The organism is Pandoraea sp. NE5 (genome assembly GCF_024363545.1).
Classification (GTDB): domain Bacteria; phylum Pseudomonadota; class Gammaproteobacteria; order Burkholderiales; family Burkholderiaceae; genus Pandoraea; species Pandoraea cepalis.
In genome coordinates, this window is the sequence record NZ_AP025517.1 from 1,952,015 (window position 1) to 1,972,742 (window position 20,728).

21 protein-coding genes are annotated in these 20,728 nt (G+C 61.9%); 16 read left to right on the forward strand and 5 right to left on the reverse strand.

Going from position 1 to position 20,728, the window contains the following annotated elements; genetic code table 11:
* Nucleotides 1-17 precede the first annotated feature (17 nt).
* The 10 genes from secY (at nucleotide 18) to dsbD (ending at nucleotide 7,476) form a co-directional block, all read left to right on the forward strand.
* Nucleotides 18-1,355 (forward strand): preprotein translocase subunit SecY, encoded by a 1,338-nt coding sequence (gene secY / locus PanNE5_RS08925; protein ID WP_017235787.1) that lies wholly within the window; start codon nucleotides 18-20, stop codon nucleotides 1,353-1,355.
* Nucleotides 1,356-1,364: 9 nt separating this feature from the next.
* On the forward strand, nucleotides 1,365-1,583 hold the full coding sequence (gene infA / locus PanNE5_RS08930; RefSeq protein WP_007869286.1) for a translation initiation factor IF-1: 219 nt from the start codon (nucleotides 1,365-1,367) through the stop codon (nucleotides 1,581-1,583).
* 19 nt (nucleotides 1,584-1,602) lie between these two features.
* Nucleotides 1,603-1,719: a 50S ribosomal protein L36 gene (gene rpmJ / locus PanNE5_RS08935; protein WP_010804115.1), complete on the forward strand. Its 117-nt coding sequence runs from the start codon at nucleotides 1,603-1,605 to the stop codon at nucleotides 1,717-1,719.
* Between the two features lie 35 nt (nucleotides 1,720-1,754).
* Nucleotides 1,755-2,120: a 30S ribosomal protein S13 gene (gene rpsM / locus PanNE5_RS08940; protein ID WP_017235786.1), complete on the forward strand. Its 366-nt coding sequence runs from the start codon at nucleotides 1,755-1,757 to the stop codon at nucleotides 2,118-2,120.
* Nucleotides 2,121-2,137: 17 nt separating this feature from the next.
* Nucleotides 2,138-2,542, forward strand: coding sequence for a 30S ribosomal protein S11 (rpsK, locus tag PanNE5_RS08945; protein WP_010804113.1), 405 nt, complete (start codon nucleotides 2,138-2,140; stop codon nucleotides 2,540-2,542).
* Nucleotides 2,543-2,694: 152 nt separating this feature from the next.
* Nucleotides 2,695-3,318, forward strand: a complete 624-nt coding sequence (gene rpsD, locus PanNE5_RS08950) for a 30S ribosomal protein S4 (RefSeq protein WP_017235785.1) — start codon at nucleotides 2,695-2,697, stop codon at nucleotides 3,316-3,318.
* A 105-nt stretch (nucleotides 3,319-3,423) separates the two neighbouring features.
* Nucleotides 3,424-4,401 carry a DNA-directed RNA polymerase subunit alpha gene (locus PanNE5_RS08955; RefSeq protein ID WP_017235784.1) on the forward strand — a complete coding sequence of 326 codons (978 nt, stop codon included), beginning with the start codon at nucleotides 3,424-3,426 and terminating at the stop codon, nucleotides 4,399-4,401.
* Nucleotides 4,402-4,566: 165 nt separating this feature from the next.
* Nucleotides 4,567-4,959, forward strand: a complete 393-nt coding sequence (gene rplQ, locus PanNE5_RS08960) for a 50S ribosomal protein L17 (protein WP_017235783.1) — start codon at nucleotides 4,567-4,569, stop codon at nucleotides 4,957-4,959.
* A 194-nt stretch (nucleotides 4,960-5,153) separates the two neighbouring features.
* Nucleotides 5,154-5,486 carry a divalent-cation tolerance protein CutA gene (gene cutA, locus PanNE5_RS08965; RefSeq protein WP_017235782.1) on the forward strand — a complete coding sequence of 111 codons (333 nt, stop codon included), beginning with the start codon at nucleotides 5,154-5,156 and terminating at the stop codon, nucleotides 5,484-5,486.
* 73 nt (nucleotides 5,487-5,559) lie between these two features.
* The gene (gene dsbD, locus PanNE5_RS08970; protein ID WP_261939632.1) at nucleotides 5,560-7,476 is read left to right on the forward strand and encodes a protein-disulfide reductase DsbD; all 1,917 of its coding nucleotides are present in this window, start codon (nucleotides 5,560-5,562) and stop codon (nucleotides 7,474-7,476) included.
* Between the two features lie 85 nt (nucleotides 7,477-7,561).
* On the opposite strand, the gene hemB is transcribed toward dsbD, so the two are convergent.
* Both hemB and yihA read right to left on the reverse strand, forming a co-directional pair.
* Nucleotides 7,562-8,560: a porphobilinogen synthase gene (gene hemB / locus PanNE5_RS08975; RefSeq protein WP_026132330.1), complete on the reverse strand. Its 999-nt coding sequence runs from the start codon at nucleotides 8,558-8,560 to the stop codon at nucleotides 7,562-7,564.
* 486 nt (nucleotides 8,561-9,046) lie between these two features.
* A complete protein-coding gene (gene yihA / locus PanNE5_RS08980; protein WP_017235779.1) occupies nucleotides 9,047-9,715 on the reverse strand; it encodes a ribosome biogenesis GTP-binding protein YihA/YsxC in 669 nt (222 codons plus the stop codon).
* A 298-nt stretch (nucleotides 9,716-10,013) separates the two neighbouring features.
* Between yihA and PanNE5_RS08985 the strand changes: the two genes are divergently transcribed.
* The 5 genes from PanNE5_RS08985 (at nucleotide 10,014) to msrQ (ending at nucleotide 16,198) form a co-directional block, all read left to right on the forward strand.
* On the forward strand, nucleotides 10,014-10,670 hold the full coding sequence (locus PanNE5_RS08985) for a c-type cytochrome (RefSeq protein ID WP_026132329.1): 657 nt from the start codon (nucleotides 10,014-10,016) through the stop codon (nucleotides 10,668-10,670).
* A gap of 166 nt (nucleotides 10,671-10,836) precedes the next feature.
* On the forward strand, nucleotides 10,837-12,972 hold the full coding sequence (locus tag PanNE5_RS08990; RefSeq protein ID WP_083902419.1) for a cytochrome c biogenesis protein ResB: 2,136 nt from the start codon (nucleotides 10,837-10,839) through the stop codon (nucleotides 12,970-12,972).
* Nucleotides 12,973-12,983: 11 nt separating this feature from the next.
* On the forward strand, nucleotides 12,984-14,168 hold the full coding sequence (gene ccsB, locus PanNE5_RS08995) for a c-type cytochrome biogenesis protein CcsB (protein ID WP_017235776.1): 1,185 nt from the start codon (nucleotides 12,984-12,986) through the stop codon (nucleotides 14,166-14,168).
* 203 nt (nucleotides 14,169-14,371) lie between these two features.
* The gene (gene msrP, locus PanNE5_RS09000; RefSeq protein WP_261939633.1) at nucleotides 14,372-15,370 is read left to right on the forward strand and encodes a protein-methionine-sulfoxide reductase catalytic subunit MsrP; all 999 of its coding nucleotides are present in this window, start codon (nucleotides 14,372-14,374) and stop codon (nucleotides 15,368-15,370) included.
* Nucleotides 15,371-15,397: 27 nt separating this feature from the next.
* Nucleotides 15,398-16,198 carry a protein-methionine-sulfoxide reductase heme-binding subunit MsrQ gene (msrQ, locus tag PanNE5_RS09005; protein ID WP_261939634.1) on the forward strand — a complete coding sequence of 267 codons (801 nt, stop codon included), beginning with the start codon at nucleotides 15,398-15,400 and terminating at the stop codon, nucleotides 16,196-16,198.
* Here the strand turns inward: msrQ and lysA are convergent.
* Together lysA and lptM are read right to left on the reverse strand one after the other, a co-directional pair.
* A complete protein-coding gene (gene lysA / locus PanNE5_RS09010) occupies nucleotides 16,126-17,394 on the reverse strand; it encodes a diaminopimelate decarboxylase (protein ID WP_017235773.1) in 1,269 nt (422 codons plus the stop codon). The two genes, msrQ and lysA, sit on opposite strands and share 73 nt — an antisense overlap.
* An 88-nt stretch (nucleotides 17,395-17,482) precedes the next feature.
* Nucleotides 17,483-17,710 (reverse strand): LPS translocon maturation chaperone LptM, encoded by a 228-nt coding sequence (gene lptM, locus PanNE5_RS23035; RefSeq protein WP_085982717.1) that lies wholly within the window; start codon nucleotides 17,708-17,710, stop codon nucleotides 17,483-17,485.
* Nucleotides 17,711-17,767: 57 nt separating this feature from the next.
* On the opposite strand from lptM, the gene cyaY reads away from it, so the two are divergent.
* A complete protein-coding gene (cyaY, locus tag PanNE5_RS09015; RefSeq protein WP_017235772.1) occupies nucleotides 17,768-18,088 on the forward strand; it encodes an iron donor protein CyaY in 321 nt (106 codons plus the stop codon).
* A 94-nt stretch (nucleotides 18,089-18,182) separates the two neighbouring features.
* On the opposite strand, the gene PanNE5_RS09020 is transcribed toward cyaY, so the two are convergent.
* The gene (locus PanNE5_RS09020; protein ID WP_261939635.1) at nucleotides 18,183-20,624 is read right to left on the reverse strand and encodes a penicillin-binding protein 1A; all 2,442 of its coding nucleotides are present in this window, start codon (nucleotides 20,622-20,624) and stop codon (nucleotides 18,183-18,185) included.
* Nucleotides 20,625-20,728: the final 104 nt, after the last annotated feature.

Here is a 20,728-nt window from a genome sequence, read left to right on the forward strand (position 1 = left end):
TCACCCCGGAGCCAGCATTGGCCAAGTCTCCTAATCTCGCTAAGCCTGGTACGCAGGGCCCGAAGTATGCGGATCTGCGCCGGCGGCTGGTTTTCCTGCTGCTGGCGTTGATCGTCTACCGTATTGGTGCGCATATCCCGGTGCCGGGCATCGACCCCGATCAGCTGGCGCAGTTGTTCCAGCGCCAGTCGGGCGGGATCCTGGGCATGTTCAACATGTTCTCGGGTGGCGCGTTGTCGCGTTTCACGATCTTCGCGCTGGGGATCATGCCGTACATTTCGGCGTCGATCATCATGCAGCTGTTGGCGATGGTTTCGCCGCAGTTGGAAGCGTTGCGCAAGGAAGGTCAGTCCGGACAGCGCAAGATCACGCAGTACACCCGGTATTTCACGGTGCTACTCGCGCTCTTCCAGGCCGCAGCGATCGCAGTGACGTTGGAGAGCGAGCCTGGGCTCGTCGTCGATCCGGGCATGCTGTTCCGCCTGACGACGGTGATCACGCTTGTGACCGGCACGATGTTCCTGATGTGGCTTGGTGAGCAGATCACCGAACGCGGCCTGGGTAACGGTATCTCGATCATCATCTTTGGTGGTATCGCGGCCGGTCTCCCGAACGCTGTGGGCGGTTTGTTCGAGCTTGTCAGCACGGGTTCGATTGGTCCGTTCTCGGCCATCGTGATCTGTGCCCTCGTGGTGCTCGTGACGTTCTTCGTCGTGTTTGTCGAACGAGGTCAGCGCAAGATCCTCGTGAACTACGCCAAGCGTCAGGTGGGCAACAAGGTGTACGGCGGCCAGGCTTCGCACCTGCCGCTCAAGCTGAACATGGCAGGCGTGATTCCGCCGATCTTCGCATCGTCGATCATCCTGTTCCCGGCAACGATCGCGAATTGGTTCGGCGCAGGCGAAAGCACGCGCTGGCTCAAGGATTTCGCCGCGAAGTTGTCGCCGGGTCAGCCGATCTACGTGATGCTCTACGCTTTGGCGATCGTGTTCTTTTGCTTCTTCTACACCGCACTGGTGTTCAACAGCAAAGAGACCGCGGACAACCTGAAGAAGAGCGGCGCGTTTGTACCGGGCATCCGTCCGGGCGATCAGACGGCGCGGTACATCGACAAGATCCTGACGCGTCTGACACTGGCCGGTGCGGCTTACGTCACGCTGGTGTGTTTGCTGCCTGAGTTTCTGGTGTTGCGTTGGAACGTCCCGTTCTACTTCGGTGGAACCTCACTGCTGATTATCGTGGTGGTGACGATGGATTTCATGGCTCAAGTGCAGTCGTATGTGATGTCGCAACAGTATGAGTCGCTGCTCAAAAAGGCGAATTTCAAGGGCGGCAATAACATGACGCTTCGCTGACCTTGGGTCATGTCGAAAGACGACGTTATTCAAATGCAGGGCGAGGTCGTTGAAAACCTCCCCAATGCCACCTTCCGGGTAAAGCTGGAAAATGGCCATGTAGTACTCGGACATATTTCCGGCAAGATGCGGATGCACTACATCCGAATCTTGCCTGGAGATAAGGTGACGGTAGAGTTGACGCCCTACGATCTGTCGCGTGCGCGGATCGTCTTCCGGGCGAAGTGATTAGAGAGAGGGAATTGTCATGAAAGTTTTGGCATCTGTTAAGTGCATCTGCCGCAATTGCAAGTTTGTGAAGCGCAAAGGCGTGCTGCGCGTGATCTGCAGTTCGGATCCGCGCCACAAGCAACGTCAGGGCTAATCGGCCTTTAACGCTATTTAGTTGGGGAATTACGAATGGCTCGTATCGCAGGGGTTAACATCCCGAACCACCAGCACACCGCAATCGGCTTGACGGCCATTTACGGTGTCGGCCGCACGCGCGCTCGCCAGATTTGCGACGCCGCCGGTGTGCCGTTTTCGAAGAAGGTCAAAGACCTCGACGACGCTGATCTCGAAAAGCTGCGTGATCAAGTCGGTCAACTGACGGTCGAGGGCGACCTGCGCCGTGAAGTGACCATGAACATCAAGCGCCTGATGGACCTGGGCTGCTATCGTGGTATGCGTCACCGCAAGGGCTTGCCGCTTCGCGGTCAGCGCACCCGTACCAATGCGCGTACCCGCAAGGGCCCGCGTAAGGCCGGCGTCTCGCTGAAGAAGTAACCAGAGGATAGGAACTCATGGCTAAGCAACAGAACAACGCCGCTTCGCAGCGCGTTCGCAAGAAGGTCAAGAAGAGCGTTGCCGAGGGCGTCGTGCACGTCCACGCTTCGTTCAACAACACCATCATCACGATCACCGATCGTCAGGGCAACGCACTGGCATGGGCGACCTCGGGTGGCCAGGGCTTCAAGGGTTCGCGCAAGTCGACCCCGTTCGCTGCCCAGGTTGCTGCCGAGTCGGCTGGCCGCGTGGCACTGGAATACGGTGTGAAGAACCTGGAAGTTCGCATCAAGGGCCCGGGCCCGGGTCGCGAATCCGCGGTTCGTGCGCTGAACGCGCTGGGTATCAAGATCACGGCCATCTCGGACGTGACGCCGGTCCCGCACAACGGCTGCCGTCCGCCGAAGCGTCGTCGCATCTAAGACGCAGAAGCAAATCCTGCTATAATCGCGGGTTCGCGCACGGTCTCAGCCGTGCGCGTAGCAATTTCTAAGACCACCGTCCGGTACACAGGTACCGGACTTGCGTAGTGGACAAAGTTCGCTGCGTCAGATTTTGAGATAAAGGAACAACCGTGGCACGTTATATCGGCCCGAAGGCCAAACTCTCCCGCCGTGAAGGTACTGACCTCTTCCTGAAGAGCGCACGCCGCTCGCTCGCCGACAAGTGCAAGCTGGATAGCAAGCCGGGTCAGCATGGTCGCACCTCGGGTGCTCGCACGTCGGATTACGGCAACCAGCTGCGCGAAAAGCAGAAGGTCAAGCGTATCTACGGCGTGCTTGAGCGCCAGTTCCGTCGCTATTTCGCGGAAGCCGATCGCGTCAAGGGCAACACGGGTGAAAACCTGCTGCAACTGCTCGAGTCGCGCCTCGACAACGTCGTGTACCGTATGGGCTTTGGCTCGACGCGTGCTGAAGCGCGCCAGCTGGTCGGCCACAAGGCGATCTCGCTGAATGGTGTTGTTTCCAACATCCCGTCGATCAAGGTCAAGGCCGGCGACGTGATCACTGTGCGCGACGCTGCCAAGAAGCAAGTGCGTATTCAAGAAGCACTGTCGCTGGCGGAGCAAGTCGGTTTCCCGATCTGGGTTTCGGTTGACGCCAAGAAGATGGAAGGCACTTTCAAGGCACTGCCGGAACGTAGCGATATCGCAGGCGACATCAACGAAAGCCTGATCGTTGAATTGTATTCGCGTTAATATCCGTATGCTGACGCGCCTCACGGCGCGTTTTTGCGTTCCGTGCAGGTTGTCACGCATCAGCCTTATCGGTGTAACGAGCCGAGGGTATTGAAAAGGAAACCTATGCAAACCAGTTTGTTGAAGCCCAAGATCATCGCGGTTGAGCCGGTCGGTGAGCATCACGCCAAAGTCGTGATGGAGCCGTTCGAACGTGGCTACGGCCACACCTTGGGTAACGCGCTTCGCCGCGTGCTGTTGTCGTCGATGGTCGGTTATGCCCCGACCGAAGTGACGATCGCCGGCGTTGTGCACGAATATTCCACCATCGACGGTGTCCAGGAAGATGTCGTTAACTTCCTGTTGAACCTGAAGGGTGTGGTGTTCAAGCTGCATAACCGTGACGAAGTCACCGTTACGCTGCGCAAGGATGGTGAAGGTGTGGTGCGCGCTTCGGACATCGAAGTGCCGCATGATGTAGAACTGATCAATCCCGACCACGTGATCGCGCATCTGGCCAAGGGCGGCAAGCTCGACGTACAGATCAAGATCGAAAAGGGTCGTGGTTATGTCCCGGGTAACGTGCGCCGTTACGGCGACGAATCGGCCAAGGTGATTGGCCGCATCGTTCTGGATGCGTCGTTCTCGCCGGTCAAGCGTGTGAGCTACGCGGTCGAATCGGCCCGCGTGGAGCAGCGTACGGACCTGGACAAGCTCGTGATGAACATCGAAACCAACGGTGTGGTGTCGCCGGAAGAAGCGATCCGTCTGTCGGCTCGCATCCTCGTCGACCAACTGTCGGTGTTCGCTGCGCTGGAAGGCACGGAAGCCGCCAGCGAAGCACCGTCGCGTGCGCCGCAGATCGATCCGATCCTGCTGCGCCCGGTGGACGATCTCGAGTTGACGGTGCGTTCGGCCAATTGCTTGAAGGCTGAAAACATCTACTACATCGGCGACCTGATCCAGCGTACCGAGAACGAATTGCTCAAGACCCCGAATTTGGGTCGCAAATCGCTCAACGAGATCAAGGAAGTGCTTGCCTCGCGTGGCCTCACGCTGGGCATGAAGCTCGAAAACTGGCCGCCGGCCGGTCTCGAGAAGTAAAGGTGTAACGACATGGCCGCCTTGGGGCGGCCGTGTCGCTACGTAAGTGCGGCGCGTCGGAATGTCCTTGATGTTCCGATACGGCCGATAGCGAAGGTACCGGCCCGCGGTGGTTGTCACCGATAGAAGAGCTAGGTCGAAAACTCTGTTTAAAGGAAAGTTGAAATGCGTCACCGTCATGGTCTTCGTAAGCTGAACCGTACCAGCAGCCACCGTCTGGCAATGCTGCGCAATATGTCGAACTCGTTGATCCAACACGAAGCGATCAAGACCACGCTGCCGAAGGCGAAGGAACTGCGCAAGGTCGTCGAGCCCCTCATCACGCTGGGTAAGAAGGATTCGCTGGCCAACCGTCGTCTGGCGTTCAACCGCCTGCGCGATCGTGACATGGTCACCAAGCTGTTCAACGAACTGGGCCCGCGCTTTGCCAACCGTCCGGGCGGCTACCTGCGCATCCTGAAGATGGGTTTCCGCGTGGGCGATAACGCACCGATGGCGTTCGTCGAACTGCTGGACCGCCCGGAAGTCGACACGGAAGCGCCGGAAGTGGCTGAGTAAGCCACACGCGCGACGGTCTTTTCAAGGCCGTGAGCCGTAAAAAAAAGCCAGGTCGTCGACCTGGCTTTTTTCATTTTAAGGCGTCGTCTGAACCCGTCTGCTCGGCAGTCTGGAAATCGCTGGCTGATTGGGCACATTTCGCGGCGTCGGTGTACAGTGAACGATCCTCACGCTCGAATGGTCTACGCCACATCATGGACGCCCTTCTTATCGTCACGACGACGTTTCCCGACGAGGCCAGCGCCAACGCCGCCATCGACGGTATGCTGGCCGAGCGGCTGGCGGCGTGCGTGCAGCAAATGGCACCGGTGCGTTCGAGCTATCGATGGCAAGGCAAGCGCGAGACGAGCGTGGAAGTGCCGCTCATGATCAAGACGACGGCGGCGCGTTACAGCGCGCTGGAGCAATACATTAAAGAACATCATCCCTACGACGTGCCGGAGATTGTGGCGTGGCCCGCCACGGCAGCGCTGCCTGCCTACGCGCGGTGGGTTGAAGATGAAACGCGGGGGGCGTTGCATGTCTGACGTGCAGACAATGGTGGGACGGGGGATCCCGCGAGGCAGTCGCAATGGGCACGGCCCGATGCGACATCGGGTCATGTGGCTATGGTCGGTCGCATTACTGCTGGTGGCGGCGGTTCTGTTGCTCGGGGCCGGGTGCGCCCGCGCCGCTGACGATTTTCTCGACCCGGATGTCGCCTTCAAGGTATCGAAGACAGAGCAGCCCGGTGCGGTGCTGCTGCATTTCGAAGTGGCCAAGGGCTACTACCTCTATCGAGAACGGTTTGCTTTCGCAGCCGACAATCCTGCCGTCACGCTCGGCGTACCGGTGTTTCCGAAGGGTGAAGTCAAGCGCGACGAGACTTTCGGCAAGGACATGGAGGTGTATCACGAGCCCATCGACGTTCGCATCCCGGTGAGTCGGGCGGGGGCCCCGTTTACGCTGAACGTCACCATGCAGGGCTGCGCCGAGAAGGGGCTGTGCTATCCCCCGATGGACAAGCCGTTGAAGATTTCCGCTGCCGCGATTGGCGGCGCGAATAGCGGGAGTTCAACGGCCGCATCAACGCCGGTCCCCGCAACGCCGGCCTTGCTCGGCGGCATGGCGCAAGCGTCGAGCGGTGGGAAGATCGTCACGTCGCCGGAATCCGTGTCGGCAGCCCCCAACGCTGACACGGCCAGCGGCTGGTTGTCCGCGCGAGACGACTATAGCGAGGCCGAGCGGATCCTCTCCGGAGGCAGCTTCGTGCTGGCATTGGCGATCTTCTTCGCGCTGGGTGTCGGGTTGGCGTTCACGCCGTGTGTGTTGCCGATGGTCCCGATTCTCCTGTCGATTGTCGCAGGGCAGGGAGCCAGTCGAGGCAAGGCCGTGCGTCTGGCCATTGCCTATGTGCTCGGCATGTCCGTGGTGAACACCGTCATTGGTGTGGCCGCCGGATTGTTGGGGCAAGGTCTGATCGCGTTCCTGCAGGCGCCGTGGGTGCTGGTCTCGTTCGCGCTGCTCATGATCGTCCTGTCGTTGTCGATGTTCGGCATGTACGAGATTCAGGTGCCGTTGGCGTTGCGCGCTCGAATCGATGACGCCGCTCGCAAGCAGGCGTCGGGTCAATGGGTCGGCGCGGCGATGATGGGCGTGCTATCGGGACTGATCGTGAGCCCATGTGTGACCGCCCCGCTGGCGGCCGCGCTCGCCTTTATCGCGAAGACGGGAGATTCGGTCTTCGGTGGCGCAACGCTCTTCGCATTGTCGCTTGGGATGGGATTACCGCTTGTGCTTCTCGCGGGCGGCGGCGGCGCGTTGCTGCCGCGTGCGGGGGCATGGATGGGCGGCGTGAAACGCTTCTTCGGCTTCCTGCTTCTCGGTGTTGCGCTCTGGATTGTACGGCCATTGCTGACCACGCCCGTTCTGTTGTTGGGATGGGGCGCCTTGCTGTTGGTGGCCGCCGCGTTCATGCACGTTTTCGATAGACTGCCCGATGGTGTCAGCGCTGCACGGCGCGTGCTCAAGGGGTTAGGCGTTGTCGTCGCCCTTCTTGGCGCCGTGGCTTTGGTGGGGGCGGCAACGGGGGCGCGTGATGCGCTTGCGCCACTCGCGGGGTTGACAGTGACCACCTCGGGGAGCGCCAGCGCCAGCGCACCCGTGGACGAGGGAGCCAAGTTCCGGCGCGTACGCAGCGTTGCAGAGCTCGATCAGGTTATCGCGACGGCAGGGCGTCCGGTGATGTTCGACTTCTATGCGGACTGGTGTATTAGCTGCAAGGAAATGGAGCGCTCCGTTTTCACGGATCCGCGTGTCAAAGCCCGTCTCGATCAGGTGGTGCTCGTGCAGGCTGACGTCACGGCCAACAACGCCGACGATCAGGCGTTGCTCAAGCGCTTCGGACTGTTCGGCCCGCCAGGCATCATCTTCTTCGATGGCAGCGGTAACGAGAGGAGGGGGATGCGCGTGATCGGCGCACAGTCGGCGGATCAGTTCCTGCGCAGCCTGGACAAGGCCCTCGGGCCGGCCACCTGAGCGCTGCGGCCGGAATCCGAGCGCTGCGGCCCGAACCCGGGCGCGGATCGTCGCGAACGGATTCGGTGGCGCGCCCACACACGGCTTAGGCTTGCGCGCGAATCAGCCTTGCTGCGTCGAGCGCGAAATACGTCAGGATGCCATCGGCGCCAGCACGTTTGAAGGCGAGCAGCGACTCCATCATGACCTTGTCGTGATCGAGCCAACCATTTTGCGCAGCGGCCTTGAGCATCGCGTACTCGCCGCTGACCTGGTAAGCGTACGTGGGGAAGCGGAACTCGTCCTTCACGCGGCGTACGATGTCCAGGTACGGCATGCCGGGCTTGACCATCACCATGTCCGCACCTTCCTCAATGTCGAGCGCGACTTCGCGCAACGCTTCGTCGGAGTTGGCGGGATCCATCTGGTACGTCATCTTGTTGCCCTTGCCCAGATTCGATGCCGACCCGACGGCGTCGCGGAACGGCCCGTAAAAGGCCGATGCGTACTTGGCCGCATACGCCATGATCCGTGTGTGGATGTGCCCGCCGGCTTCGAGTGCTTCACGAATGGCGCCGATGCGTCCGTCCATCATGTCGGATGGCGCGACGATGTCCACGCCCGCTTCCGCCTGAGTGAGGGCTTGCTTTACGAGAATGCCGGTCGTCACATCGTTGATGACGTAACCGTTTTCGTCGAGCACGCCATCCTGACCATGGCTCGTGTACGGGTCGAGGGCGACGTCCGTCAACACACCCAGATCCGGGAAGTGGCGCTTGAGCTCGCGCACGGCGCGCGGGACCAGACCGTCCGGGTTGGCGGCTTCGATGCCGTCGGGTGTTTTGAGCGTTGCTTCGATATTCGGGAACAGCGAGATCACGGGGACGCCGAGCGTGACACAGGTGTCGGCCACGCGCAGCAGTTCGTCGACCGAGACGCGTTCGACGCCGGGCATAGAGGCGACGGCCTCGCGGCGGTTCTCGCCTTCAAGGATGAACACGGGATAAATCAGGTCGTCGCACGTCAGGTGGTTTTCGCGCATCAGACGACGCGAGAAGTCATCGCGTCGCATGCGGCGCGGGCGAAGCAGGGGGTAGGAACTCATGCGATCGGTCCTTTGGACGGAGATTGGCGTGTCGAAGATTCCGGTGAAATCGGTCGCGCGGACCGCCCTAAAACGGCCAGTCGTCGCCGTTGCTGCAACGATCCCATTCGCGGGAAGGCGCGCAAAAAAGGGCGCTCGGCGGGAAACTTTCGAACGCATGGTATATCATACCAACCGGATGTTCGCACTGCGTGTGACGTCCCCCGCTTCTCCTCCCTGAGCGGGCGCCTGTCGTTCTACGATAAGGCTCATTTAAACCCGCCGTGCCTACACGGCGGTTTTTTTATGGGCGCGCGAATCGTCTTGTCGGATCCCCCGACAGCCCTGCTTTCCAACGAATTCGAGGAAACTCATCCGTTCGGCCTAGGGCACGTTGCGCTGTCCGTTGCGCGCATCTCTATCACGCCCAATCCATCGGCAGCCACGCGGCTCGCCGCGACAATCTGTCGCGCTGGCTTCCCGTTTCCCCCGCCGCTTGATGCCAACTTACTTCTTGGCGGCGTCGCGCGGCGGAATGGCGAGCCAGTCTTCGAGCACGCGCTGCGCAGCGTCGACGCCGGTGCGCTTGAGCGACGAGAACAGTTGCGCCGTGAACTGCGGCGGCGTTGCCGGATCGTCGGACGGCAGGCCATCCGTACGCGGTAGCGCGGCCAGTCGCTTTTGCGTGTCACGCAGCACGACCGTCGCTTCCTGACGCGTCAGCTTGTCTGCCTTGGTCAGCAGGACATGGATGGCGCGCCCGGTCGGCATGAACCAGTCGATCAGCTCGCAATCGAGTTCCGTGAACGGCCGGCGCGAGTCCATCACTAAGACGAGGCCGCGCAATTGCGGACGCTGCACCAGGTAGTCTCCGAGGAGTTGCTGCCAGTGCACCTTCACGCCACCACCGACCTCGGCGTAGCCATAGCCGGGCAAATCGACGAGATAGCCGTACAGATGCTCGAGGTGCGCGATCTCGAAGTAGTTGATGTGCTGCGTACGGCCTGGCGTCTTGCTCGAGAAGGCCAGCCGCTTCTGGTTGCACAGGATGTTGAGCGCGCTGGACTTGCCCGCGTTCGAGCGGCCCGCGAAGGCGACCTCGGGCACGGCCGTGGGCGGCAGGTCGCGCAGATGATTGACGGTCGTGAAGAAGCGGGCTTGATGAAGTAGGGACATGACGGAGACCGAGGAGCGCCACAGCCACGGGAGTCGGGCTGCAACGCGGACGCAGGGCACGCAAGACGGTGGGTCTGATGCCCCCCGGCGATGGCTCGGGAAGCCCCGTTCTGCGGCCTTCTACATGGAAATCCCCTAAAGTCGGGGAAAGACTTTATTGTACAATATGAAAGTTAACCTTGGCCTGGCCAAGGCTTGTCCGAACGTCTCGCGCGCCGTGAGGTTGGAGGAGAAACGCGGCGCCGGACGGTGAGTTCGAACGACCGATTTCCCGACAAAACAGATATAAGGTGTGCGAATGAACCGAGGAGTGTGGAAGTCTCTCGCTGCAACACCGTTGGCACTGGCGTGCTTTCTTCTGAGCGGTGCTGGACAAGCCGCCGAGGCGCAGGCGCCCGCCAAACCCGACCTGAACCGGGGACAGGCCATTGCCAGTCAGGTTTGTGCCGCCTGCCATGCAGCAGACGGCAACAGCGCCGGCGGCGCGTATCCGAAGCTCGCCGGTCAGCACGCCGAATATCTCTACAAGCAACTCACCGAATTCAAGGCCCAGCCCGGCAAAACGCCGGTGCGTAATAACGCCATCATGGCCGGCATGGTCGCCGCACTGTCCGATCAGGACATGCGCAATGTCTCCGCTTATTTCGCCTCGCAGACCATGAAACCGGGTGCCGCGCGCGACAAGGACACCGTGCCGCTGGGCCAGAAGATCTACCGCGGCGGGCTGGCCGAAAAGGGCGTTCCCGCCTGCGCCTCATGCCACGGCCCAACAGGCGCCGGCATGCCGTCGCAATACCCTCGACTGTCAGGCCAGTGGGCGGAATACACCGCCGCCCAGTTGGTGGCGTTCCGCGACGAGGTTCGCAAAAACAACGCGCCGATGCATACGGTCGCGTCGCGGTTGTCGGACAAGGAAATCAAGGCAGTCGCGGATTACATCGCCGGTTTGCGCTGATCGGCAGGCCCCGCCCTGACATCATGTGAACGTCGGGGTATATTCGCTGACTTATAGCGAAACCAGCCGCGGCGCCGCAGGGCGATCGGGTCGAACTGGTTTAGCATACACAGGGTGGCGGGCGCGTAAGACACGCGTCCCCGCCTTTTTTGTTGTCGGAAACAGGATGAGCCTCAGTACCTCCGGAATGCAGATCAAGGGCGCGCAGCGATGGGTGCGCGACGGCGTCGAGCTGGTCAGCTCGATGCGTTTCGCCATCAGCCTGCTGAGCGTGCTTGCGATTGCCAGCATCGTTGGCACCGTGCTCAAGCAGGGCGACCCGTACCCCAACTACGTCAATCAGTTCGGTCCGTTCTGGGCCGGTATCTTCCGCTCGCTCGGTCTGTACACCGTGTACAGCGCGTGGTGGTTCCTGCTGATCCTTTTCTTCCTCATGGCGTCGACGACGCTGTGTATCGTGCGCAATGCGCCGAAGATGATCGCGGACATCCGGAGCTGGCGAGATCACGTGCGCGAGGGCAGTCTGCGGGCCTTCGGCCATAAGGCCGAATACACCGGCCCGGCGTCGCGCACCGAACTCGTGTCGCGTCTCACGGGCTATCTCGGACGTCGTAGTTATCGTTTCGTCGTGCGCGAGCGCGATGGCGCGACGCTTGTTGCGGCCAAGACCGGCGCGATCAACAAAGTCGGCTACATCTTCGCGCACAGTGCGATCGTGATCATTTGCCTGGGCGGGCTGGTCGACAGCGATCTGCTCATTCGTCTCCAGATGGTGCTGTTCGGCAAGTCGCCGCTGCAGGGCAACGCGGTAATTGCCCAGATTCCCGAGACACACCGTCTCTCGCCGAACAACCCGGCGTTTCGCGGCTACGCGTTCGTGCCGGAGGGCGGCAAATCTAACACGGCGATTCTGAATTTCCAGGACGGCTCGGTCGTGCAGGACCTGCCATTCTCTGTCGAACTGAAGAAATTTCACGTCGATTACTACTCGACCGGCATGCCCAAGTTGTTCGCGAGCGATATCGTGGTCACCGACCCGGAGACCGGCAAGTCGATGAACGCGACAGTGAAGGTCAACGAGCCGTTCATCTACAAGGGCGTCGCGATCTACCAGTCGAGCTTTGAGGACGGTGGCAGCAAGCTGAAGTTGACCGGGTATCCCATGCACGGCGTGTCCGACCGGACGTTCGCATTTTCGGGGAACGTGGGCGGCTCGACGCAACTGCGCAGCGGCGTCGCGGGCCAGGATGAATACACCGTCGAGTTCAGCGATTTCCGCGCGATCAACGTCGAGAACATCAGCAATGGCGCGGGCGAGCGCGACGTGCGCGGCGTGGCGCGCAAAACGTTGCGCGACGATCTGAACGCGCGACTGGGCTCGGGGGCTCGCCCCGACGTGGGCAAGGATCTGCGCAACGTCGGGCCGTCGGTACAGTACAAGGTGCGCGACCGCAGCGGGCAGGCGAAGGAGTACCGCAACTATATGCTGCCGATTCTGGTGGACGATGGCGAGCGGGTCTTCATGACCGGTGTACGCGACACGCCAGACGGCCCGTTCCAGTATCTGCGCATCCCGGCGGACGCTGACGGCTCCGTCAAGCAGTGGATGCTGCTGCGCGCCGCGCTTCAGGACGATGGGGCGCGGGCCGAAGCCGCCCGGCGGTTTGCTGCTCAATCACTGCCGTCGCAAACGTCGGCGGCATTGCGAGCGCAATTGCAGGAAAGCGCCAAACGCGAGCTGGATCTGTTTGCCGGCGCCATTCCAGCAAGCAAAACCAGCCAGACGAAGGGCGGCCTGCAGGCGATTGCGGAGTTCGTCAACGAGAAGGTTCCTCAGGATCAGCAATCGAGCGCGGCCGACATGTTCCGTCGTATTCTCGACGGTACCGTCTGGCAACTGTGGCAGGTCGCGCGAGAACAGGCCGGGCAGCCGGCCATGACGCCCACGCCCGAGAACGAGCGCTTCGTGCATACGGCAACCAATGCACTGTCCGACAATTTTCTGTACGACGCCCCGGTTTTCCTGCAGCTCGATTCGTTCGATCAGATTCAGGCGAGCGTCTTCCAGCTCACGCGCTCGCCGGGTAAGAAGATCGTGTATCTTGGCAGCTTGCTGCTGGTACTCGGCATCTTCTCAATGTTTTACGTGCGCGAGCGGCGTCTGTGGCTGTGGCTGAAAGACACGCCGGACGGCGGCAGTTCGGTATTGATGGCGGTGTCGACCACGCGCCGCACACTGGATTTCGAAAAGGAATTCGCCCGTACGAAGGCGGAGATCGACGAGATCGTCACAAAACGATAAGGGTGAGACAGATGGAGTTATCGCAAAACTATTCGGAAGTCTCGTGGCTGCGCCGCCGCAGCGTTGGCGACTGGCTGTTCGCGCTGGCGCTGGCGATCGGGGCGGGCTTTGCTCTGAATCGCTACGGCCATTACATGGATTACTACGAGCACACGATTCTGGTGCTCTGCGTGCCGGCTTTTGCGCTGTTGGGCTGGCATTGGCGGTCCGTGCGGTGGCTGATGGCCGGAATCGCGATTCTCGCCCTTTCGGGCATCGGGTTGTATCACCACGATCTGGCGCGCGCCGATCAGGCCTTCCTGCTCAAGTATTTCCTTTCGAGTCAGTCGGCCATCCTGTGGATGAGTGCGTTGTTCTTCCTGGCGACGACCTTCTACTGGGGAGGCTTGATCGCACGCTCGCCGTTCGGTGCGAGCGTCGGCTCGACGCTGTGCTGGGCCGCCGTGCTGCTTGGCTTCACCGGCATGATGGTGCGTTGGTACGAATCGTATCTCGTGGGCGCCGACGTCGGCCATATCCCGATTTCGAACCTGTACGAAGTGTTCGTGCTCTTCTGCATGATCACGGCGCTGTTCTACCTTTACTACGAACATCACTACGAGACGCGCGCGCTCGGGCCGTTCGTGCTGCTCGTGATCAGCGCGGCGGTCGGTTTCAATCTCTGGTACAGCGTGGCGCGTAGTGCCTATGAGATCCAGCCGCTGGTGCCGGCGTTGCAGAGCTGGTGGATGAAGATCCACGTGCCCGCGAATTTCATCGGTTACGGCACGTTCTCGCTTGCGGCGATGGTCTCGGTGGCGTATCTGCTCAAGTCGAGCGAAAACAAGCGTCTGGCCCTGGCCGGCAAGCCGCTCGACAGCGGATTCTTCTCGTCGCGCCTGCCGTCGCTCGAACTGCTCGATGACCTGATGTACAAGGCGATCGCCGTCGGTTTCGCGTTCTTCACGATCGCGACGATTCTCGGCGCGCTGTGGGCGGCCGACGCATGGGGCGGTTACTGGAGCTGGGATCCGAAGGAGACCTGGGCGCTGATCGTGTGGCTGAACTACGCGGCGTGGCTGCACATGCGGCTGATGAAGGGATTGCGGGGTGTGGTGGCGGCCTGGTGGTCGTTGACGGGCCTGCTGATCACGACGTTCGCATTCCTCGGCGTGAACATGTTCCTCTCGGGGCTGCACAGCTACGGTCAACTCTGACGGGCGTCGTCGCCTCGGGCGCGACTCGAAAGCCGCCGCACGCGGGTGCCGGCGGCTTTTTTGTCATGTCGTATGATTTTTCGCACCGGGAGGGAGGGAACGACGCTGTCTCGGTGCCAGTCTCAACGTTGACATGGACAGGTGAGTCCGCAAATTTGCGGAATCGGCAACGGTGCCGGAAAGGCCAGGCAGGAGGGGGCATCATGAGTCAAGATCAGTCGCGGCTGCGCGGGGCGGATATTCCCGCGAGCGACATTACGCCTCGCGAGGTGGTGACCGCGCGCCGGCGCTTTCTGCGCGCGTCGGGTGCCGGGTTGACGGGGTTGGGCGGCGCTGCCCTCGGCGTGCTGCCGCAGCAGTCGGCCTTCGCGGCTGACAGTCCTGGCGTCGGACTGGCGAAACTGACGGCTGCGCGCAACGCGCGTTACGTCATCACCGACAAGACGACCGATATCAACGACGTCACCACCTACAACAACTTCTACGAGTTCGGCACCGACAAGTCCGATCCGTCGCGCCGCGCCAGCACGCTCAAGCCGCACCCGTGGCAGGTCGCGATCGAGGGCGAGGTCCGGCAGCCGAAGGTCTTCGACATCGATGCGCTGCTCAAGCTCGCGCCGCTCGAGGAGCGTGTCTATCGCCACCGCTGCGTTGAGGGGTGGTCGATGGTGATCCCCTGGGTCGGCTACTCGCTGTCCGAACTCATCCGCCGAGTGCAGCCGACGGGCAACGCGAGGTATGTGGAATTTGTGACGCTTGCCGATCCGAAGCAGATGCCGGGGCTGTCGTATCCGGTGTTGAGTTGGCCGTATGTGGAGGGACTGCGGATGGACGAAGCGATGCATCCGCTGTCACTGCTGACTTTCGGATTGTACGGTGAGGTGCTGCCAAACCAGAATGGCGCGCCGGTGCGCATGGTGGTGCCATGGAAGTACGGGTTCAAGAGCGCCAAATCGATCGTCGCGATTCGTTTCGTCGAGAAAATGCCGCTCACGAGCTGGAATCGCGCGGCGCCGGACGAGTATGGCTTCTACTCGAACGTGAATCCCAACGTCGATCATCCGCGCTGGAGTCAGGCGACCGAGCGTCGCATTGGCGACGGCGGCATTTTCACGCCCAAGCGCAAGACGCTGATGTTCAATGGTTACGGCGATCAGGTGGCCAGCCTGTACCAGGGCATGGATCTGCGAAAATTCTTTTGAACGGACGCGCCGCGTCGATTTGCCGATATGTCCATCACGCCACGTCATCCGTGCGAGGGTTCTGGCGCCACCGTCGAGGCGGCGGCGCCCATCCCCGGTAACGGTTTGCCGTCAGCCGGTGCCGATGCGCGCGCGGCTAATCATTCGGCGCAACACCGGCAACAATGGCTGCCCTGGGTGAAAGCGGTCGTGTTCTTGTTCGCGCTGTCGCCGGGGCTGCGACTGATAGCGTATGGCATGACGGATCGGTTGGGCGCCAATCCGGTCGAGTTCATCACTCGTTCGACCGGCACCTGGACGCTGGTCATGCTTTGCGTCACGCTCGCGATCACGCCGATGCGACGCTTGTCGGGCATGGTTTGGCTGCTGAGGTTACGTCGCATGCTTGGACTGTTCGCGTGCTTCTACGGCGCGCTGCATTTCGCCACGTATGTCTGGCTGGATCAGTGGTTCGATTGGTCGAGCATCCTGCACGACGTGTCGGGCAAGCGTCCCTTCATCACCGTGGGGTTCGCGGCATTCGTGCTGATGGTGGCGTTGGCGCTGACGTCGCCGCACGCGGTGGTTCGGCGCATGGGCGGGCGGCGCTGGCAGCGGTTGCATCGCTTGATCTATGCGATTGCCGTGCTGGCGATCCTGCACTACTGGTGGATGAAAGCGGGCAAGAACGATCTGGCCCAGCCGGCGGTCTACGCGACCGTGGTCGCGAGCCTGCTCGGCGCCCGTGTGTGGTGGGCGCTTCGCAGACGGCGGACTCAGGCGTGGTCGGGCAGCAGTCGTTCGCCCGCGAAGAGCGACTCGACCGTTTCACGTTCGCGAACGAGGTAGGCTTCGTTGCCGTCGACCATGACTTCGGCGGCGCGCGGGCGCGTATTGTAGTTGGAACTCATCGTGAAGCCGTAGGCGCCTGCCGAGCGAATGGCGAGTAGATCGCCGGGCGCAATCGCCAAGGCGCGGTCTCGACCCAGCCAGTCGCCGCTTTCGCACACGGGGCCCACGACGTCGTAAATCACCGCGTCGACGGCACGTCGCTCGACCGGATCGATGCCGTGATAGGCCTCATACATCGCAGGACGCGCCAGATCGTTCATCGCCGCATCGACGATGGCGAAGTTCTTCGTCTCACCATGCTTGAGGAACTCCACGCGCGTGAGCAGGACGCCGGCATTGCCGACGAGCGAGCGACCAGGCTCGAACAGCACTTGACGGTGCCCGTGGCCGCGCTGGGCGATGTGATCGAGCAGCGTGGTGGCGAACGCGGTGATATCAGGGGGCGTTTCGTCCGTATAAGTGATGCCCAGGCCGCCGCCCACGTCGATGTGGTGCAGCGAGATGCCTGCCGCTTCGAGCTTTTCGACCAGATCGAGCACCTTGTCGGTGGCGTCGAGATACGGCGAGATTTCCGTGATCTGCGAGCCGATATGGCAGTCGATGCCGACGACTTCGAGGTTCGGCATGGCGGCGGCAGCGCGATAGGCGTCGAAGGCTTCTTCGTAGGCTACGCCGAACTTGTTGCCGCGCAGGCCGGTGGAAATGTACGGATGCGTCTTGGCGTCGACGTTCGGGTTCACGCGCAGCGAAACGCGAGCGCGCTTGCCCGCTTGCCCGGCCACATCATTGAGTCTGTCCAGTTCGGGACGCGATTCGACGTTGAAGCAGAAAACGTTCTTTTCCAATGCGTAGCGCATTTCGTCGGCGTGCTTGCCGACGCCCGAGAACACGGCGCGCTTCGGATCGCCGCCCGCCGCGATCACGCGAGCGAGTTCACCGGCGGACACGATGTCGAAACCCGCACCGAGCTTGGCGAACACGCCCAGCACGGCGAGGTTCGAGTTCGCCTTGGCCGCGTAGTGCACGGCGGCATTGCGGCCTTCGCAGGCCTTGGCATAAGCCTGATAGGCGCTTGTCAGGGCCGCCTTCGAATAGACATACAGCGGCGTGCCGAAACGCTCGGCGAGGGCCGGCAGTGCAACGCCCTCGGCATGGAGTACGTCGTTGCGGTAGGAAAAGATGGCGTCGGACATCGCGAAAACTCGGTAATCAACTAGGGCACGCCGCGCAGGCGGATGGCTTCCGGCCGGCTGAATTCGGCTTGTTCCGGATGGTCGTGGCTTATTCCGGCTTCGCCGCCGGAAGCGACGCGGCCGGCGGCACGTCCACCGACGGGCCTCGCTGTGGTTCGGGCACGAGCGGTGGCGGGGGCAGCGGGGCCCCCGGCGGCGGCGTCGGTTTCACCGGGCGGGCGGGAATGTACAGTGGCCCGGCCTGACCGCAACCGGCCAATACGCTCAACAGGGCAATCGACGCTACAATCGCGCAGGTTCGAATAGGTGCAGTCATGGGGGTATCGCCGCGTGGTGCGGCATGCAAACGATGACGCAAACCGTGGAGTTTAGCATGACGGAAAGTGAATTCCTGGCGCTGGCCGAAGCTGTGTTGGCGCAGGTCGAGGCGACTGTCGAGGACAGCGACGTGGATATCGACTGCGAACGAACGGGCAACGTCCTGACGCTCGAATTCGAAGACGGCAGCAAGATCATCGTCAACCTGCAAACGCCGATGAGCGAAATCTGGGTGGCCGCGCGTTCGGGCGGCTACCACTACCGTCTCAAGGGCGACGAATGGCGCGATACGCGCGACGGTACCGAACTGTTTGAGGCCCTGTCGCGCTTCGCGTCACAACAGGCGGGCGAAACGGTAACGTTGCAGGCCGAATGACAGCGAAACTGCAGCGCGGCGGGCGCACCGAAATCGACGCCGCCGTGCGGACTGGGCGGTCCGGGAGATTGCCGCGCCGCCGCCCATTCACCCTTCAGGGCTTGTTGTTGAACATGTCCAGGATACGCTGACGCTCCTGACGGTCCACCGGCGCGGGACTCGGCTGGGCGGGCATATGACCGGGCAGCGGTCCCGCCGACGGCCCCAAACCCGCCGAGCCGTCCGGCACGGTATCGGCGCTCAGGCCGACGGTACTCACCGCGCGTCCCGGCGGATAGTCGTCAAAGTAGTAATCGCCATTCGCCTGAATGATCCCCGGTGGTACCGCACGCGTCGATTCCGGCACGCCACGCAAGGCTTTGGCCATGTAGTCGATCCAGATCGGCAGCGCCAGACCGCCCCCGGTTTCGCGGTCCCCCAGATTGCGTGGCTGGTCGAAGCCGATCCAGGCAACGCCAACCAACTGCGACTGAAAGCCGGCAAACCAGGCGTCGTGCGAGTCGTTTGTCGTTCCCGTCTTGCCTGCCAGATCACTGCGTTTGAGCACATTGGTCTTGGCGGCCGTGCCGCGCGTAGCAACGTCGTGCAACATCGAATCCATAATGAACGCGTTGCGCGCCGAAATGGCCCGGATCGATTCGTCGCCCGCAGTGGACGGCTTTTCCTCCATGATCACATTGCCCTTCGAATCGGTGATGCGCGCCACAATGAACGGATTTACGCGGAAGCCGCCATTGGCAAACACGGCGTAGGCGCTCGCCATTTGCAGTGGTGTGACCATCCCCGCGCCCAGCGCCATCGGCAGATAGGCAGGGTGCTTGTCCGCCTCGAAGCCGAAGCGTCCAATGAATTTTTGTGCGTAGCCCGGGGTAATGCTCTGCAGGATACGAATCGACACGAGGTTGCGCGAGCGCATCAGCGCGACGCGCATCGGCATCGGCCCATCGAAGCCGCCGCCGTAGTTCTTCGGCTCCCACGGCTGCCCGCCTGTCTGCGCCGCGGAGAAGTACAACGGTGCGTCGTTGATGATCGTTGCCGGTGCGAAGCCCTTTTCGAGCGCCGCCGAGTAAATGAACGGCTTGAAGCTGGAGCCCGGCTGACGCCAGGCCTGCGTGACGTGGTTGAACTTGTTTCGGCTGAAGTCGAAGCCGCCGACGAGCGAGCGAATCGCGCCGTTCTGCGGGTCGAGCGACACGAATGCCGCTTCGATGTCCGGCATCTGCACAATCCGCCAGTTGTGCTTCGCATCCTGGGTCACACGGATCACCGAGCCCGGGCGAATCTTCTGCTTCGGCTGGGCCTTCGCGCTCAATCCCGCCGCCGCAAAGCGCAGGCCCTCGCCGGTCACGGTCACGTCGTCACCGTTCAGGAGCACGGCTTTGACCTGCTGCGGCGATGACGAGAGCACGACGGCGGCGACCATATCGCCGCTGTCCGGATGCTCGACCAGCGTGTCGTCGATCAGTTGTTCGCGCTCGTCCTGGTCGTTTGGAAGGTCGATATTGGCTTCGGGCCCGCGATAGCCATGACGTAACTCGTAGGCCATGACGCCGGCGCGCAGCGCTTCGTAGGCAGCTTCCTGATCGGCCGAATTGATCGTTGTGTAGACGTTCAAGCCGCGCGTGTAGATCTCGTCCTTGAACTGCGCGTAGAGCAGTTGGCGAACCATTTCGGCCACGTACCCGGCATGAACGCTGAACTCGCTGCCCAGCCCGCGTACCACCAGTTCCTGCGCGATGGCCTGGTCGTATTCGGACTTCGAGACGTACCCAAGGTCGTACATTCGCTTGAGGATGTACTCCTGGCGGATGCGGGCGCGCTTGTAATTGACGATCGGGTTATAGGCCGAAGGGGCCTTGGGCAGGCCGGCGAGCATGGCGGCCTCGGCGAGCGTGATGTCCTTCAGATCCTTGCCGAAATAAACCCGCGCAGCGCTGGCGAACCCATAGGCGCGTTCGCCGAGATAGATCTGATTCATATACAGCTCGAGAATCTGATCCTTCGTGAGGCGCGACTCGATCTTGTAGGCGAGAAGCGCTTCATAGATCTTGCGCGTGTAGGTCTTCTCGCTTGAGAGGAAGAAGTTGCGCGCGACTTGCATCGTGATCGTGCTGGCGCCTTGCGCGGATCCACCACGCGCGAAGTTGGCGATGCCCGCGCGGAAGATGCCGATGAAGTCGACCCCGCCGTGCTGATAGAAGCGGTCGTCCTCGATGGCGAGGACGGCCTTCTTCATCACGTCGGGAATATCGGAGAAGCGCACCAGATTACGGCGCTCTTCACCGAACTCGCCGATCTGGATGTCGTCGGCGGTGTAGATGCGCAGCGGAATCTTCGGCCGGTAGTCCACGATCGTGTCGAGCGACGGCAATTGCGGCGTCATCACCACCAGGATGTACCCCGCGAGCAGCGCGCCACACACGACCATCGCGGCGAACAGGCCAGCGAACCACAGCGTAATGCGCAGCCAGAGAGAGCGGCGCGGCGTGGGTGGGCGCTTGTCGCGGGGTGTCTCGGTTTGGGGTGTGCTTGCCATGGGGGAACCGGAAAAATCAGTGAACCGATTATAACGAACGACTCGACGCCTCTCGCCGCAGCCCCCCGAAATCGGAGTTCTGGCCTATGGGGTATAGGAGTCGG

Bases quoted from the DNA above. Each gene is read 5' to 3' on its own strand.
- rpsM (WP_017235786.1), top strand. From the start codon at position 1,755: ATGGCTCGTATCGCAGGGGTTAACATCCCGAACCACCAGCACACCGCA.
- lysA (WP_017235773.1), bottom strand. From the start codon at position 17,394: ATGTCCGACGCCATCTTTTCCTACCGCAACGACGTACTCCATGCCGAG.
- rpmJ (WP_010804115.1), top strand. From the start codon at position 1,603: ATGAAAGTTTTGGCATCTGTTAAGTGCATCTGCCGCAATTGCAAGTTT.
- cutA (WP_017235782.1), top strand. From the start codon at position 5,154: ATGGACGCCCTTCTTATCGTCACGACGACGTTTCCCGACGAGGCCAGC.
- yihA (WP_017235779.1), bottom strand. From the start codon at position 9,715: ATGTCCCTACTTCATCAAGCCCGCTTCTTCACGACCGTCAATCATCTG.
- PanNE5_RS09020 (WP_261939635.1), bottom strand. From the start codon at position 20,624: ATGGCAAGCACACCCCAAACCGAGACACCCCGCGACAAGCGCCCACCC.
- dsbD (WP_261939632.1), top strand. From the start codon at position 5,560: ATGTGGCTATGGTCGGTCGCATTACTGCTGGTGGCGGCGGTTCTGTTG.
- PanNE5_RS08985 (WP_026132329.1), top strand. From the start codon at position 10,014: ATGAACCGAGGAGTGTGGAAGTCTCTCGCTGCAACACCGTTGGCACTG.
- rplQ (WP_017235783.1), top strand. From the start codon at position 4,567: ATGCGTCACCGTCATGGTCTTCGTAAGCTGAACCGTACCAGCAGCCAC.
- msrQ (WP_261939634.1), top strand. From the start codon at position 15,398: ATGTCCATCACGCCACGTCATCCGTGCGAGGGTTCTGGCGCCACCGTC.
- hemB (WP_026132330.1), bottom strand. From the start codon at position 8,560: ATGAGTTCCTACCCCCTGCTTCGCCCGCGCCGCATGCGACGCGATGAC.
- msrP (WP_261939633.1), top strand. From the start codon at position 14,372: ATGAGTCAAGATCAGTCGCGGCTGCGCGGGGCGGATATTCCCGCGAGC.
- cyaY (WP_017235772.1), top strand. From the start codon at position 17,768: ATGACGGAAAGTGAATTCCTGGCGCTGGCCGAAGCTGTGTTGGCGCAG.
- lptM (WP_085982717.1), bottom strand. From the start codon at position 17,710: ATGACTGCACCTATTCGAACCTGCGCGATTGTAGCGTCGATTGCCCTG.
- rpsK (WP_010804113.1), top strand. From the start codon at position 2,138: ATGGCTAAGCAACAGAACAACGCCGCTTCGCAGCGCGTTCGCAAGAAG.
- ccsB (WP_017235776.1), top strand. From the start codon at position 12,984: ATGGAGTTATCGCAAAACTATTCGGAAGTCTCGTGGCTGCGCCGCCGC.
- PanNE5_RS08990 (WP_083902419.1), top strand. From the start codon at position 10,837: ATGAGCCTCAGTACCTCCGGAATGCAGATCAAGGGCGCGCAGCGATGG.
- PanNE5_RS08955 (WP_017235784.1), top strand. From the start codon at position 3,424: ATGCAAACCAGTTTGTTGAAGCCCAAGATCATCGCGGTTGAGCCGGTC.
- infA (WP_007869286.1), top strand. From the start codon at position 1,365: ATGTCGAAAGACGACGTTATTCAAATGCAGGGCGAGGTCGTTGAAAAC.